Source organism: Hoeflea marina, assembly GCF_003182275.1.
GTDB classification, from domain to species: Bacteria; Pseudomonadota; Alphaproteobacteria; order Rhizobiales; family Rhizobiaceae; genus Hoeflea; species Hoeflea marina.
Genome location: NZ_QGTR01000005.1, coordinates 32,379 through 45,621 on the forward strand (window position 1 = coordinate 32,379; position 13,243 = coordinate 45,621).

Annotated in this window: 11 protein-coding genes; 1 reads left to right on the top strand and 10 read right to left on the bottom strand. The window is 65.1% G+C overall.

Features of this window, described 5'->3' with window-relative positions; all coding sequences use genetic code 11:
- Positions 1-34: 34 nt before the first annotated feature.
- Positions 35-1,663 (top strand): MFS transporter, encoded by a 1,629-nt coding sequence (locus DFR52_RS18365; protein WP_110033481.1) that lies wholly within the window; start codon positions 35-37, stop codon positions 1,661-1,663.
- A gap of 143 nt (positions 1,664-1,806) precedes the next feature.
- On the opposite strand, the gene DFR52_RS18370 is transcribed toward DFR52_RS18365, so the two are convergent.
- The 10 genes from DFR52_RS18370 to DFR52_RS18415 all read right to left on the bottom strand — a co-directional run bounded on the left by DFR52_RS18370 (position 1,807) and on the right by DFR52_RS18415 (position 13,154).
- The gene (locus tag DFR52_RS18370) at positions 1,807-3,462 is read right to left on the bottom strand and encodes an FGGY-family carbohydrate kinase (RefSeq protein WP_110033482.1); all 1,656 of its coding nucleotides are present in this window, start codon (positions 3,460-3,462) and stop codon (positions 1,807-1,809) included.
- Between the two features lie 69 nt (positions 3,463-3,531).
- The gene (locus DFR52_RS18375) at positions 3,532-4,260 is read right to left on the bottom strand and encodes an SDR family oxidoreductase (protein WP_110033483.1); all 729 of its coding nucleotides are present in this window, start codon (positions 4,258-4,260) and stop codon (positions 3,532-3,534) included.
- A 26-nt stretch (positions 4,261-4,286) separates the two neighbouring features.
- Positions 4,287-5,546, bottom strand: a complete 1,260-nt coding sequence (locus DFR52_RS18380) for a sugar ABC transporter permease (RefSeq protein WP_110033484.1) — start codon at positions 5,544-5,546, stop codon at positions 4,287-4,289.
- On the bottom strand, positions 5,543-6,364 hold the full coding sequence (locus DFR52_RS18385) for an ATP-binding cassette domain-containing protein (RefSeq protein WP_110033485.1): 822 nt from the start codon (positions 6,362-6,364) through the stop codon (positions 5,543-5,545). The genes DFR52_RS18380 and DFR52_RS18385 overlap by 4 nt, the downstream gene beginning before the upstream one ends.
- Positions 6,365-6,452: 88 nt before the next feature.
- Complete coding sequence (locus DFR52_RS18390; RefSeq protein WP_425351228.1) at positions 6,453-7,490, bottom strand: ABC transporter substrate-binding protein; 1,038 nt, start codon at positions 7,488-7,490, stop codon at positions 6,453-6,455.
- A gap of 256 nt (positions 7,491-7,746) precedes the next feature.
- Positions 7,747-8,631, bottom strand: coding sequence for an AraC family transcriptional regulator (locus DFR52_RS18395; RefSeq protein ID WP_110033487.1), 885 nt, complete (start codon positions 8,629-8,631; stop codon positions 7,747-7,749).
- A 286-nt stretch (positions 8,632-8,917) separates the two neighbouring features.
- Positions 8,918-9,943, bottom strand: a complete 1,026-nt coding sequence (locus DFR52_RS18400; RefSeq protein WP_245415398.1) for a LacI family DNA-binding transcriptional regulator — start codon at positions 9,941-9,943, stop codon at positions 8,918-8,920.
- A gap of 125 nt (positions 9,944-10,068) precedes the next feature.
- Positions 10,069-11,571, bottom strand: a complete 1,503-nt coding sequence (locus DFR52_RS18405; RefSeq protein WP_110033488.1) for a tripartite tricarboxylate transporter permease — start codon at positions 11,569-11,571, stop codon at positions 10,069-10,071.
- 29 nt (positions 11,572-11,600) lie between these two features.
- Positions 11,601-12,026, bottom strand: coding sequence for a tripartite tricarboxylate transporter TctB family protein (locus DFR52_RS18410; protein WP_158284999.1), 426 nt, complete (start codon positions 12,024-12,026; stop codon positions 11,601-11,603).
- Positions 12,027-12,116: 90 nt separating this feature from the next.
- Positions 12,117-13,154, bottom strand: a complete 1,038-nt coding sequence (locus DFR52_RS18415) for a type 2 periplasmic-binding domain-containing protein (protein ID WP_110033490.1) — start codon at positions 13,152-13,154, stop codon at positions 12,117-12,119.
- Positions 13,155-13,243 lie beyond the last annotated feature (89 nt).

Below are 13,243 nucleotides of genomic sequence, written 5' to 3' on the forward strand. Positions count from 1 at the left end.
CGAATGTGATTTCCCCCTCAGGAAGGTCCGCGACGTGCCGCAACACGCATCCCCCCTGCGCCTGTTTCAGAACGCCCCGTTCCGAGCCCTCTGGACCGCCACGCTTGCCTCCAATCTCGGCGGCCTGATCCAGGCGGTCGGGGCCGGTTGGATGATGACCTCGATTGCAACATCCTCGGACATGGTGGCACTGGTGCAGGCCTCCACTGCGCTCCCGATCATGCTGTTCTCGCTGCCTGCCGGTGCTCTCGCCGACGGACTGGACCGGCGCAAGATCATGCTCACCGCACAGATCTTCATGCTGCTGGTCTCGGTGGCGCTGACGGTCTGCGCCTACACGGATCTGCTCACCCCCTGGCTGCTGCTCGGTTTCACCTTTCTAATCGGCTGCGGCACGGCGCTGCACAATCCCTCCTGGCAGTCCTCGATGGGCGACATCGTGCCGCGCGAAGACTTGCCGTCGGCGGTGCTGGTCAACTCCATGGGGTTCAACTTGATGCGCAGCGTCGGCCCGGCCATCGGCGGCGCCGTGGTTGCCGCCATCGGCGCCGCGGCAGCCTTCGCCATCAACGCCGCGAGCTATCTGACGCTGATCATCGCGCTTCTCCGCTGGACGCCGTTGCGGCCGGCGGCCACCCTCCCGCGCGAGGCCTTCGCCCCGGCCGTCGCCGCCGGCCTGCGCTATGTCGCCATGTCACCCAACCTGGTCAAGGTGATGTTCCGCGGCTTTCTCTTCGGATTCACGGCCATCGCGGTGCTCGCGCTGTTGCCGCTGGTGGCCCGCAACCTGCTCGGCGGCAGCGCCCTGACCTACGGCATCATGCTCGGCTGCTTCGGTTTTGGCGCCATCGGCGGCGCCTTTGCCAGCGGGCCGCTCCGGGAGCGGTATTCCAACGAGACCATCGTTCGCTCCGCCTTCCTGGTCTTCTCCGCCGCCGTGGTGGTCCTTGGCCTGAGCCGGGAGATCTGGTTGAGCTGCCTGACGCTGCTCTTCTGCGGCGCCTGCTGGGTCATGGCCTTGTCGCTGTTCAACGCGACGGTGCAGCTGTCGACCCCGCGTTGGGTGGTCGGTCGCGCCCTCGCGCTTTACCAGACCGCCACCTTCGGCGGCATGGCCGGCGGCAGCTGGCTCTGGGGCACGATTGCCGATTCGCACGGCTCCGACCGGGCCCTGCTGATCTCCGGCGCCTGGCTGGTGCTCGGCGCCCTCGTCGGACTGAGGCTGCCGCTGCCTGAGTTCGAGGGCAACAATTTCGATCCCCTCGACCGCTTCAGCGAACCGCAGCTGCGGCTTGACCTGAAGTACCGCAGCGGTCCGATCATGATCATGGTCGACTACGACATAGCTCAGGAGAACGTGCCGGCGTTTCTTGCCGCCATGGCCGCGCGACGGCGGATCCGCATTCGCGACGGCGCCCGGCAATGGGCCTTGCTGCGCGACCTGGAGAATCCGGACATCTGGACTGAGACCTACCACGTCGCCACCTGGATCGAGTATGTCCGCCACAACCAGCGCCGCACCAAGGCCGACGCCGAATCCGCCGAGCGGCTCAGGGCGCTGCACAAGGGCGACAGGCCGCCGCATGTCCACAGGATGATCGAGCGTCAGACGGTCCCGCTGCGCGATGACATGCCGCTCAAAGACCATCCCGACATGCATTAGGGCATTTCCAGGCGAAGTGAATTTGCGGCAAGCCGATACCTTGCAGCGCGTCCGTGATCCAATGAAAGCAGAGCGCTCTGCGGCTCTTTGCAATCATGGATGTCGCAGTCCCGAAACCGCTGCCCACTTCCGGGTAACATGCGTCAGGACAATTGTGCGCGAATCGCCCGTTCGGCCGACTGCAGCATCTCGAAGGCGGCGAACCGTTTGTCGTGCAGCACGGCGATCTCGCCGCCGGCCGGGAGGAAGACCGTGTCGATGACCGACATCGCGCTCATGGCCTCGGCGAGAGCGGGATATCGGCCGGCCGCCACCGCTGCGAGCATGGCGGAGCCGAGCAGTACCGGCTCCTCCGTCGCGGTCACCGCCACCGGCACGCCGGTCGTGTCGGCGAGAACCTGGCGCACCAGGCCGCTTTGCGCGGCGCCTCCGCTGGCGACGATCAGCTCGATGCGAATGCCATCCGCGCCAAGCTTCTCCAGCAACTGCCTGAGCCCGTAACCGATGCCGCAGAGTCCGGCGACATAGAGGCCGACGAGCGACGGCACCCCGGTCTCGAGCCCCAGGCCGGAAATCACCGCTCTGGCTTCAGGATCGGCGAAGGGGGAGCGGTTGCCGAGAAATTCCGGAACCACCTGCACGCCGCCGGCCAGCAGCACCGCCTGCGCCGTCGCGCCGCCCATCTCCGTCGCTTCCCGGTCGAGCCAGGCCACCAGCGACAGACCGTCTGCATCCGCCCGAGCCCGCGCCGCCGGCGCCGCCGGATGCAGCGTGACCAGATGATCGATCGCCGCGCCTGCCGCCGACTGACCACCCTCGTTGAGCCAGAGGCCGGGCACCATGGCCGAGAAATATGGGCCCCAGACGCCGTCGACGAAGACCGGCTCAGGGCTCGAGGCCATAGAGCAGGCGGAGGTTCCGAAGATGTAGGCGAGCCGCGAACTGACTCTGGGGTCGAAGCCGGCCACCTCCGCCCCGAGTGTTCCGATGCCGCCTGCATGGGCATCGATCAGCGCCGCACCGACGGCGGTGCCCTGCGCCAGGCCGAGATCGGCCGCGGCCGCGGCGGTCAGTCCGCCGCCCAGCGGGGTGCCCGCATCGACGATCTCGGTGCCGATCCGGGCGAAACCTTCGTTCGCCAGTTCGTCCAGGCCGATGGCCCTGAAATAATCTGCATCCCAGCGCTTCTCGTGCGCCAGATAGGTCCATTTGCAGGTCACTGTGCAGACCGAACGGCTCAGCGAGCCGGTCGAGCGCCAGGTCAGGTAGTCGGACAGATCGAAGAACTGCTCCGCGCTGGCGAAGGACTGCGGCAGGTTGCGCTTGAGCCAGAGCAGCTTCGGCGTTTCCATTTCCGGCGAGACGCGGCCGCCGACATAGCGCAGCACCGCGTGTCCGCCGGCATTGATCTCCGCCGCCTCGCCCGCGGCGCGATGATCCATCCAGACCATGACATTGCGCTGGGGGTCGCCCGACTGTCCCACGCCGACCGGCCCGCCTCCGGCCCCCACCAGCACCAGCGAGCATGTGGCATCAAATCCGATGCCGGCCACCTCGCCCGCAGGGACTCCTGCGGAAACCACCGCCTCGCGCACGCTGGCGCAGACGGCTGCCCAGATCTGCTCGCTGGACTGCTCGACCCGGTTTCCGCTGTCGTGCCATGTGCTGACCGGACGCTTTGCTGCGGCAAGCAGCCGGCCGTCCGCGTCGAAGACGCCGGCACGTGCGCTGCCGGTCCCGACATCGACGCCGATGAAGAACCGGCAGCGGCTCGCGTCGGGGGTGTTGTCTGCGCTCATGGGTTCGCCATTCGTGGGTGTTGGTCGGCCGCGGCCCGATGCCGCACGCGCATGTCGGCGCTCAGCCGCTCAAATGTCAACGCTTTGCGGCAGGATAACGAGATCGCGAATGGTGACGTTGCGCGGCCGCGTCAGCATGAAGAGCACCGCCTCGGCCACTTCCCCGGGCTGCATCAGGCTGCCGTTGGCGAGCGCCTCGTCCATCTTTTCCTTCGGCCAGTCGTCGAGCAGCGCGGTCACCACCGGGCCGGGCGCCACGGCACCGACGCGGATGCCGTGCCCCGCCACCTGCCGCCGCACCGTGTGCACAAAGGCCTGGATGGCGTGCTTGGACGCTGTGTAGATCGGCTCCCAGACCACCGGCACCACGCCGGCCACCGAACTGGTGACGATGATGTCGCCACTCTTCTGCGCCACCATGTGCTGCAGGACCGCATGAACCGAGCGGAACACCGCGTTGATGTTGAGATTGAGCATCCGGTCCCAGGCATCGGGATCGCCGGTGACCACGTCGCCGCCGACATAGGAGCCGGCATTGGCATGGAAGATGTCGAGGCCGCCCGCCTTTTCAAGGATCTGGGGGACCATGGTGGCGACGCTCGAGGGGTCCATCAGATCGATCACCAGGGGAATGGCACCGGGCCCCATGTCCGCGCACAGGCCGGCAAGCCGGTCCTCCGCGCGATCGACGAGCACGACAGTCGCCCCCGCCCTGAGCATCGCCCGGGCGCATTCCAATCCGATCCCCGACGCCGCGCCGGTGACGGCGGCGATCTTTCCGTTCAGTGTGTCAGTCATGAGTGGGTTCCTTGCAACCGGTGCCGTTACGCGCGGCCGTGCGAGACGCGGCTCTGGCGCGCCAGGGAATCAACGATCACGGCGATGGCGAGCACACCACCGGTGATCATGTAGCGGAGCGACGACGACAGGTTGAGCAGCGTCAGCCCGTTGGCGATCGACTGGATGACGATGATGCCGAGCAGCGCCGACCAGGCATTGCCCCGACCGCCGAACAGGCTGGTACCGCCGATCACCGCCGCGGCGATGGCATTGAGATTGACGTCGCCCGTGCCCGCCTGCTGGCTGGCCGACGCCAGCCGCGCCGACGACAGCACGCCGCCGAGTGCGGCGAACATAGAGCACAGCATGAAGGCCGAGATGTAGATCCGGCGCACGCTGATGCCGGCTCGGCGCGCCGCTTCCGCGTTGCCGCCCACCGCCGTCATCGACCGGCCCCACTTGGTGCGGGTCAGCGCGTAGTTCATCACCACCACAAGCCCGACGAACAGGCCGAACATCCACGGCACCCCGCGCCCGGTGTTGAGGTAGAAGACGATGCCGACGAGGCCCGCGGCGATGGCCGAGGCCTTGAGCACCAGCCCGCCCGTCGAGCCCGGGGTGAGATTGGCATTGCGGCGCTGGTCCATTGCCCTGAGGCCGGTGTAAAGGATCACCAGGCCGGGAAGCAGCGCCAGCAGATAGGAAACCCAGGCCGGCATGATCATGAGCTGGCCGAAATTCACCATGCCCGAGCCATAGGGCAGGTTGATCGAGCCGGTAGAGCCGAGCATGTAGAGCTGTAGCCCGAGCAGGGCGAGCAGGCCGGACAGCGTCGAGACGAAGCTCGGCATCCCGAGCCGCGTCCGCAGCGAGGCGTAGATGGCCCCGACGATGGCGCCCATGGTCACCGCGGCAGCGATGGCCAGCGGCAGCGGCACGCCCTGGTTGACCCAGAGCACGCCGATCAGCGCCGAGCCGACCCCGCTCATCGAACCCACCGACAGGTCGATCTCGCCCAGCATCAGCACGCAGACAATGCCGAGCGCAATCACGCCGACGGTGGAGCAGTCAAACAGAAGATTGACCAGATTGTTGGCCGAAAGGAACACCGGATTGAGGCTGGTGAACACGCTCCAGATGATCAGCAGGCCCACCACCACGGGCAGCGAGCCGAGATCGCCGGATTTCACCCGGTTGAAGAAGGAGCCGACCGCCCCGGAGATGCCGGTGGCATGGCTGACGCGCACGTCGCTGCGGTCGAGCTGGGTGGGTGCGGGCTTCGCGACGGGAATGTCGTTGCTCATTGCAATGCCTCCGGGAATTGCTCGCGGCCGCCCTGCAGGCGTCCCTCGCGGCGGGAAACGGCGTTGTCGGTGGCGCCGGTGATGGCGCCCACTAGGTCCTGATTGGAGGCGTCCGGCGTGAAGATGCCGTTGTTGCGTCCCAGCCTCAGCACCACGATGCGGTCGGCGACGGCGCGCACGTCCTCCATATTGTGGCTGATCATGATGACGCCAAGGCCGCGATCGCGGACCCGCTCGACCAGGTTGAGCACCTCCGCGGTCTGGGCGACGCCGAGCGCCGCGGTGGGTTCGTCGAGCATGATGATGCGCGGGTCGAGCAGCAGCGAGCGGGCGATGGCGACGGTCTGGCGCTGGCCGCCCGACAGCGACGCCACCACGTCGCGCACATTGGGAATGCGGGCGGCAAGCTCATTGAGCAAGGTCCAGGACCGGACTTCCATCGCCACCTCGTCGAGCCGCAAGGGGCTCAGTTCCTGGCCCAGGAAGATATTGGCCACGACATCGAGATTTTCGCACAGTGCCAGGTCCTGGAACACGGTGGCAATGCCGAGCTGCAGCGCGGCGCTTGGCGTGGACAGGTGGACAGGCCTGCCCTGGAACGAGATCGTCCCGGTGGTCGGCTGGTGCACGCCGGCAAGGATCTTGACCAGCGTCGACTTGCCGGCGCCGTTGTCGCCCACCAGGGCCACCACTTCGCCGGCATGGACATCGAGATCGATGCCGGTCAGGGCCGAGACGGCGCCGAAATTCTTGGATATCTCCCGGAGGCTGAGCAGCAACTCGCCCGTGGGTCTTGATCGCTGGGATCTGTCGGTCATGGCGGATACTCCTGCCGGCGCGGTCCGGATTGGCTGGAGACGATGTCTCGCCCGGCCGCGCGAACGCGGCCGGGCGATGTTCACAGGATCACTTGATGCCGAGTTCGTCACAGCCTTCCGCATAGCGGCCGGTGCAGAGTTCGGCAGCGGTGTTGATGCCCTTGTCGATGATCTCGGCCTTCAGGTTTTCGCGGGTGACCACCGCGGGCACGAACAACTGCGAGGGCGTGTCGTAGAGCGTCATCTCTGCGGCGGGCGTCTCGCCGTTGAGCATCTTGACGGCCACATTCGCGGCCGCGGCCGCGACGATCTCCGAGGGCTTGGAGATGGTGTTGTACTGGTCGCCGGCGATGATCAGCTGAAGCGCCGCGATCGTCGCATCGTTGCCGGTGACCGGCGGAACCGGATCGATCCCGGCCGCCTTGAAGGCCGCGATGGCGCCGCCGCCGGTGCCGTCATTGGCCGCCACCACGCCGATGATGTCGGCGCCGAAGCGGGTGATCTGGCCGCTTGCCCATTCCTGTGCCTTCGGCGGCGCCCAGTCCGGCGTGTCGAACTCGGCCAGCGTCTTGTAACCGCCTGCCGCGATGCCTTCGTGGATGCCGTCCTTGATCAGTCCCGCTGCGGCATCTGTGGGCGAGCCATTGATCTGCAGCACGCCGCCCTTGTCGGTGGGCACGCCCATTTGCTTGAGATGGTTCATCAGCGATTCGGCGATTGCCTTGCCGATGCCCTGATTGTCGAAGGACACGTAGTAGTCGGCGGTCTTGCCGGGGATCGGCCGGTCATAGGCGATGACCTTGATGCCCTGCGCCTGGGCAAGGCTGACCAGCGACGCGGCGGCGCTCGAATCGACGGGATCGAGCACGATCACCTTCGCTCCCTGGGTGATGACCGAGTTGAACTGCTGTTGCTGCAGGGCCACGTCGGCATTGGCATTCTGGTAGATCACGGTGCAGTCGGGACAGAGCTTGGTCATCTCGGCCTTGAAGCCCGGGAAGTCGTGCTGCTCGTAGCGGGTCGATGCCTGGTCGGGCATCAGGAAGGCGACCGTGCCCGCGGTTTGCGCAAGCGCGGCGCCGCTCATCAGGATGGCGGTCAGCGCTGCGGCGCCGGTGAGTTTCATGGCTGTGGTAATCATCGGGCTTTCTCCGTTTCAATCAGGTCTGCGGATCCGCAGGGTCTCCGGCCTGGCCGGCCTTGCGGCAACACGTGGTATCAAGTCGATGTCAGGGACCTCCCCGGACATCCGGATCGATCTTCGTCGATGTGCGGCCGGCGTCGGCCGGCCGGAATTCAGGACGCGCGAAGCCGCCACGGAATGGCAGCTGCAGCCCCGCGTCCCGTCCTGGCGATGGTATTCCTCCCTTCCTCCCTCTGGTTCAGGCGGCCTCCACCGCCCTGATATTCTTGCGGAGCAGGCTCCTGAAGCGCGAGGGCGACATGCCCTTCTGCGCCAGGAACCGGCGGTTGAAGTTCGATATGTTGTTGAATCCGGCGGAAAAGCAGATCTCTGTGATCGCCATCTCACCGCGGTTCATCAGCAACTGGCAGGCCAGATTGATCCTGAGCCGGTTGACATATTCGACCAGCGCCATGCCGGTATGCCGGCGAAACGAGCGCGAGAACGAACTCGGGCTCAGCCCCGCGAGATCAGCCAGGTCGCTTTCGCTGAAAGGCTCGGTCAGGTGACCGCTGATATAGGCCAGCGCCTCGTTGATGCCCGTCGACATGAAGCCGGACGGGTCGGGCAGGTAGCGCGAGCTGGTCAGCGCCTTGGTGCCCGTTGCCCGGCTGAGAGCGCCCAACACGGCCATGAACAGTTCGATGCGGCGAATGCCCCGGGCGTGCACCAGTTCGGCCAGCATCGGCGCCACCAGCTCGGCCGTGTGCAGCGAAAACAGTGCCCCGCGCCGGCTGAGTTCCAGTACGTCCCGCGAAGCCTGCAATTCCGGCAGGGCCTTCGTGGCGTCCGCGAGAAACTGTTCGGAAAACTGCACCACCCGGCCGCGCAGCGGCAGCACCGCGCCGGGCGGCACGTCGCTGACCCAGTTGTGCGGCAGGTTCGGGCCGGTGAGCACCAGGTTTCCGGGCTCGAATTCCCCTATGAAGTCGCCGACGAAGTACTGGCCGCTGGTGTCGACCACGTGATGGATCTCGTACTCCGGATGAAAATGCCACCGCACCGTATGGAACGGCAGGCCGTGCTCCCAGGCCTTGAACGATTCCGAGCGGCCTATCTGAACGACTTCCAGGTCTGGGTTCATATCTCGCTCCTCCCTTTTCCGTCGGCCGGGTCGTGCCGGGCCTCGGCGCCTCCTCCCAAAGGCTGCGGCTTGAACTCCGCGATGACCAAAGCTTAGCCGCGCAGTGTCACGCCCGCTACTACGCCTTCAACGTCTGATCGATACTTTTTTGACATTGTTATGGCGTCTGACGCGAGTTTCGCCCAATGCCAGGGCGCCCCGGCAATCCTGTCGCCTGACGACGGAACACGCACGACTTTCCGGTCGGAACGGATCTCATCCGCTTTGAATGGAGTGACCGCCGGCGTCAGGCGCTTTGGCGGCCGATGACCTTGAAGCCGACATCGATCGTGGAATCGGTGAGCCTGTGTCCGCCAATCCGCTTCAACAGCGCATCGGCCGCGGTGTGGCCGAGAACGTCACGGTCGACGCGCACGGTGGTCAGCTTCGGCACCGTGTGGGCGGCAAAGTCCATGTCGCCGAAGCCGATGACCGCCACATCGCCAGGGACCTTCAGGCTGCGAGCCTGCGCCTCGATCAGCACCCCATGCGCAAACAGATCGGAGCTGCACTGGATCACGCCCGAGGTGAACCCGTTGCGCATCAGCCCGGCAAGCCCCTCGCGACCGTTCTTGATCGAGGCCGATCCCTCGCAGACATGCTCCACCGGCGCCGCGCCGCCGAGCGCTATGAATTCGCTGCAGAAGGCATCCTTGCGCCTGAGCGCGCGCTGATCCGGCGCCGTCAGCACGCCGGCCTGGCGGTATCCCCTCTGCCAGGCGAACCTGGCCATCGCCCGCCCGGTCTCGACATGGGAAAAGCCGACGCTGATGTCGATGGGACTTTCAGACGTATCCCAGACCTCCACCACCGGCAGCCCGGCGCCGAGCAGCATCCGGCGGCAGTCAGGCGAATGGTTGACACCGGTCAGCAGAATGCCTTCGGGCTGGCGCGACAGCAGATTCTGCACCATCGCCGCTTCCTCCTGCTCGTCAAAACCGGTTTCGGCCAGGATGATCTGATAGCCGGCCTGCCGCATGGCCTCAATGAAGGGCCGCAGGAAACTTGAATAGGTGATGTTGGTGATCGACGGTATCAGCGCCGCAATGATGCCCGAGCGTCGCGACGCCAGTGCCCCGGCAACCAGATTGGGCACGAAACCGGTGGCGCGGATCGCCTCGTTGATGCGCGCCAACGTGGCGGGCGCCACCTTTTCCGGATGATTGAGCGCCCGCGATACGCTGACCTGTGACACGCCAGCGATCCGCGCGACCATCTCCATGGTGATCGGACCGGCCTTCTTGCCACCTGGCTGCATCGCTTCACTGTCCATCCGGGCTTTGCGCAAATCGGGACCACATGGTTGTTTCGGAAGCTGGACCGCCTGCCGCTGGCGGTCCGGAGTCACTGTCTTGCATGTCCTTCGCCGGCCTTGCAAGTCACGCGGCCGGCTGGATGCTATTTCGGATCACGCGCCGCCCGTCCGGCAGAGCCGGCCATCCACACAGACATGGCTATCGACAGCGCAATCAGCAGCCAGAGCACCCCGGCGATCCAGCTCTTGGTGAAGAAGATCGTCAGCGTGCCGAAGGATTCGAGGCTCTTGACGAAATAGATTTCCGCTGACGGCCCGAGGATGAAGCCGATGATGAAGGGGGCGATCTCCAGCCCGATGCGGTGCGCCAGATAGCCGAACAGCCCGAACAGGAACAGCGTCCAGACGTCGAACATGATGCCGTAGTTGATGGTGTAGGAGCCCACCACGCACATCACCAGGATGATCGGCAGCAGGATGTATTTGGGCACCGTGACGATGCGGGCGATGTGGCGGATGGCGAAGTACATCATCGCGAACATGAAGATGTTGGCAAGCAGCATGGCGACGATGATCATGTTCCAGACATCGGTGTTGCCGCTGATGAACAGCGGCCCCACCTGCACCCCCTGCAGGGTGAAGGCGCCGATGAGGATCGCCGTCGTCGCGTCACCTGGAATACCGAGCGACAGCAGCGGAATGAGTGCGCCTCCGGTCAGTCCGTTGTTGGAGGCTTCCGAAGCGATGATGCCCGCCGGGTTGCCCTTGCCATAGCTCTGCGGATCCTTGGAAAAGGCCTTGGCCTGGCTGTAGGACATAATCGACGCCGCGCTGCCGCCAACGCCGGGCAGCAGTCCGACGAAGGTTCCGATAAAGGCCGAGCGAAACAGGTTGACGCCCTGGCCGCGGAAGATCGTCAGCCGGAACTTCTTCTGCCGCGCCGTCGCGGTGCCGGTTGTGCTGGCGGTGGCCGGAACCCCCTCTTCCGCCTCGATCAGGATGCTCGACAGGCCGAAGACTCCGATGAGCACGGGCAGCAGCGAGAACCCGCTGGAGAGATAGGGCTCCATGAACTCGAACATCAGCCGGTATTCGCCATTGCCGCCCTTGTCGGTCGAGTAGGCGCCCACGAGGCTTACCAGAACGCCGAGCACGCCGCTGAAGACGCCGACGAGCATGTTTGAGCACAGTGCGCCCATGATGGTCAGCGCAAAGAAGATGATCAGGAATTTCTCCACATAGGAGAACTTGATGGCGAAATCGGCCAACGCCGGGGCGAAGAAATACAGCGCCACCAGGCTGAAAATGCCTCCGAACAGCGAGGCGAAGATCCCGAGCTTGAGTGCGATCTCGCCTTCGCCGCGCTGGTTCATCGGATGGCCGTCGAAGGTGGTGGCGATCGATGCTGGAGTGCCGGGGATATTGAGCAGGATGGCGGGCACCAGCCCGCCGGAAATGCCGCCGACATAAAGCCCTAGCAGCAGCGCCAGCCCTTCCTGCAGCCCGAGCGAATAGGTCAGTGGCAGGCAGACCGCGACCGCCATGGTGGCGGTCATGCCCGGGATGGCGCCGAAGATGATTCCGATCAGCGTGCCGACAAAGACCAGCAGCACAAACATCGGCGAAATGTGGGCGAGAAGTTCCATGGATCAGATCTCTTTCGGGCCGGGCGACGTCAAGGCAGAGTGAGGTTGAAGACGGATGCCATCAGGTACCAGATCAGGGTCGTTGCGATGAGCGCCGAGAGAAAGGCGATTCCCAGTTTGCGGGTATCGCGGCCATGCATGTAGAGCACCGACAGGGCGAACATGAACGGCGCCGAGCAGAGCAGGAAACCGAAGCCGCGGTTCGGAAACAGGCCACCGACAACAGGCATGGCAAGGAAATAGACGAGGATCAGCACAAGGGTTCCAAAGAAGCGCGGCTGATCGATTCCCGAGGGCCAATGACCGTCACTGCGCAGGCTCGCTGCAATCCCGCGCCAGCGGGTGGCAAGGATAGCCAGTCCGAGAATGCAGAGAAGGATCGCCATCATGGTCGGAAAGATCAGGTGCGACCGGCTGAAATCGATGGTGACGTCAAAGATGGATGAGTGCTGCATCAGGTGCTCCGCCTCGGGATGGCTGGTCCCGATCTTGAGATCGGTGGATGGCGCGGCCGCCGGCATTGCCGGCGACCGCGCACCGGGAGGTTACTGACGGATGGCTTCAATGACCTTGGCGTAGTCGTCGTTCTTTTTCTGAAGATAGGCCGCAGCTTCGTCGGTAGGCCTGTAGGCCGGCACGAAGAAGTTCGCCTTCAAGGTTTCAGCCAGCTTGCCCTCGGCGTAGATTTCCTTCAGCGCGGCATCGATCTTGGCGACCAGCGCCGGATCCATGTCCTTGTTGAACATCATGAAGAAGACCTTGTCGAAGGTGAAGTCGGACGACCCGTCGAGCGTCACGCTGGCATTGGGGGAAGCGAACTGCGCCAGCGCATCGCGGCCGGTTTCGCCGTAGCCACTCTCGTTGCCGCCGGCAATGGTGCTGCCCTCGGCGGTCAGCCAGACGAAGCGCATCGCCTTCTGGTCGTCGGCGGCAAGCCGCGTGTACTGTTCGTTCGACTGCACCGAACCGTTGATGACATCGGCCTGGCCGTCAAACAGCAGTTGGTCCTTGTCGGCCTGCGAGCCGGTGTTGACGGGCACGATGTTGGCTTCCGAACCGGGGCTGGCGATCTTCGCCGCATTCTTCAGCGCCGAGAAACCGATCTCGGAAACGCCGCCCGGCTGGATCGCCACGCGCACGCGGGTGCCGCTTTCGGCAGCTTTCAGCACATCGCCGATGGTCTGGTAGGGCGAATTCTTCGGCACCAGATAGGCGTTGCCCGGGTTGACCGCCAGCGTCGGGCCGATCTTGTAGGTGGCGAAGATGTCCTCGTAACCCTTGATGCCGTAGAGATAGCCGAGATAGGACTGGTCGTGGTGGATCATGATGGTCGAGCCGCTCGGATCACGCGCGATCGCCTTGAAGGCCTCGGTCGGGCCGACGGCGTCAACCTTGGCATTGATGCCGAGTTTCTCCGACAGCGCCGACGCGATGAAGGATGATGCCTGATAGGTATCGCCCCCGGTCGAGGTCGAACCGATGACCACGCGAACGTTGCTCGGGAATTCCTGCGCCTGGGCGCCGGCCGTGGAAATGAGTGCGAGACCTGCTGCCAGGCCGAGCTCGGTGAAAAATCGGGTCATGGTATCCTCCCTTTAATGTTGCAGCACGGGCACCTGCCCTGCCGTGCAGCGCGACCGGACCTCCTGTCCTGCCCGCTGCGGATCTGCAA

Bases quoted from the DNA above. Each gene is read 5' to 3' on its own strand.
- DFR52_RS18370 (WP_110033482.1), bottom strand. From the start codon at position 3,462: ATGAGCGCAGACAACACCCCCGACGCGAGCCGCTGCCGGTTCTTCATC.
- DFR52_RS18375 (WP_110033483.1), bottom strand. From the start codon at position 4,260: ATGACTGACACACTGAACGGAAAGATCGCCGCCGTCACCGGCGCGGCG.
- DFR52_RS18380 (WP_110033484.1), bottom strand. From the start codon at position 5,546: ATGAGCAACGACATTCCCGTCGCGAAGCCCGCACCCACCCAGCTCGAC.
- DFR52_RS18385 (WP_110033485.1), bottom strand. From the start codon at position 6,364: ATGACCGACAGATCCCAGCGATCAAGACCCACGGGCGAGTTGCTGCTC.
- DFR52_RS18390 (WP_425351228.1), bottom strand. From the start codon at position 7,490: ATGAAACTCACCGGCGCCGCAGCGCTGACCGCCATCCTGATGAGCGGC.
- DFR52_RS18395 (WP_110033487.1), bottom strand. From the start codon at position 8,631: ATGAACCCAGACCTGGAAGTCGTTCAGATAGGCCGCTCGGAATCGTTC.
- DFR52_RS18400 (WP_245415398.1), bottom strand. From the start codon at position 9,943: ATGGACAGTGAAGCGATGCAGCCAGGTGGCAAGAAGGCCGGTCCGATC.
- DFR52_RS18405 (WP_110033488.1), bottom strand. From the start codon at position 11,571: ATGGAACTTCTCGCCCACATTTCGCCGATGTTTGTGCTGCTGGTCTTT.
- DFR52_RS18410 (WP_158284999.1), bottom strand. From the start codon at position 12,026: ATGCAGCACTCATCCATCTTTGACGTCACCATCGATTTCAGCCGGTCG.
- DFR52_RS18415 (WP_110033490.1), bottom strand. From the start codon at position 13,154: ATGACCCGATTTTTCACCGAGCTCGGCCTGGCAGCAGGTCTCGCACTC.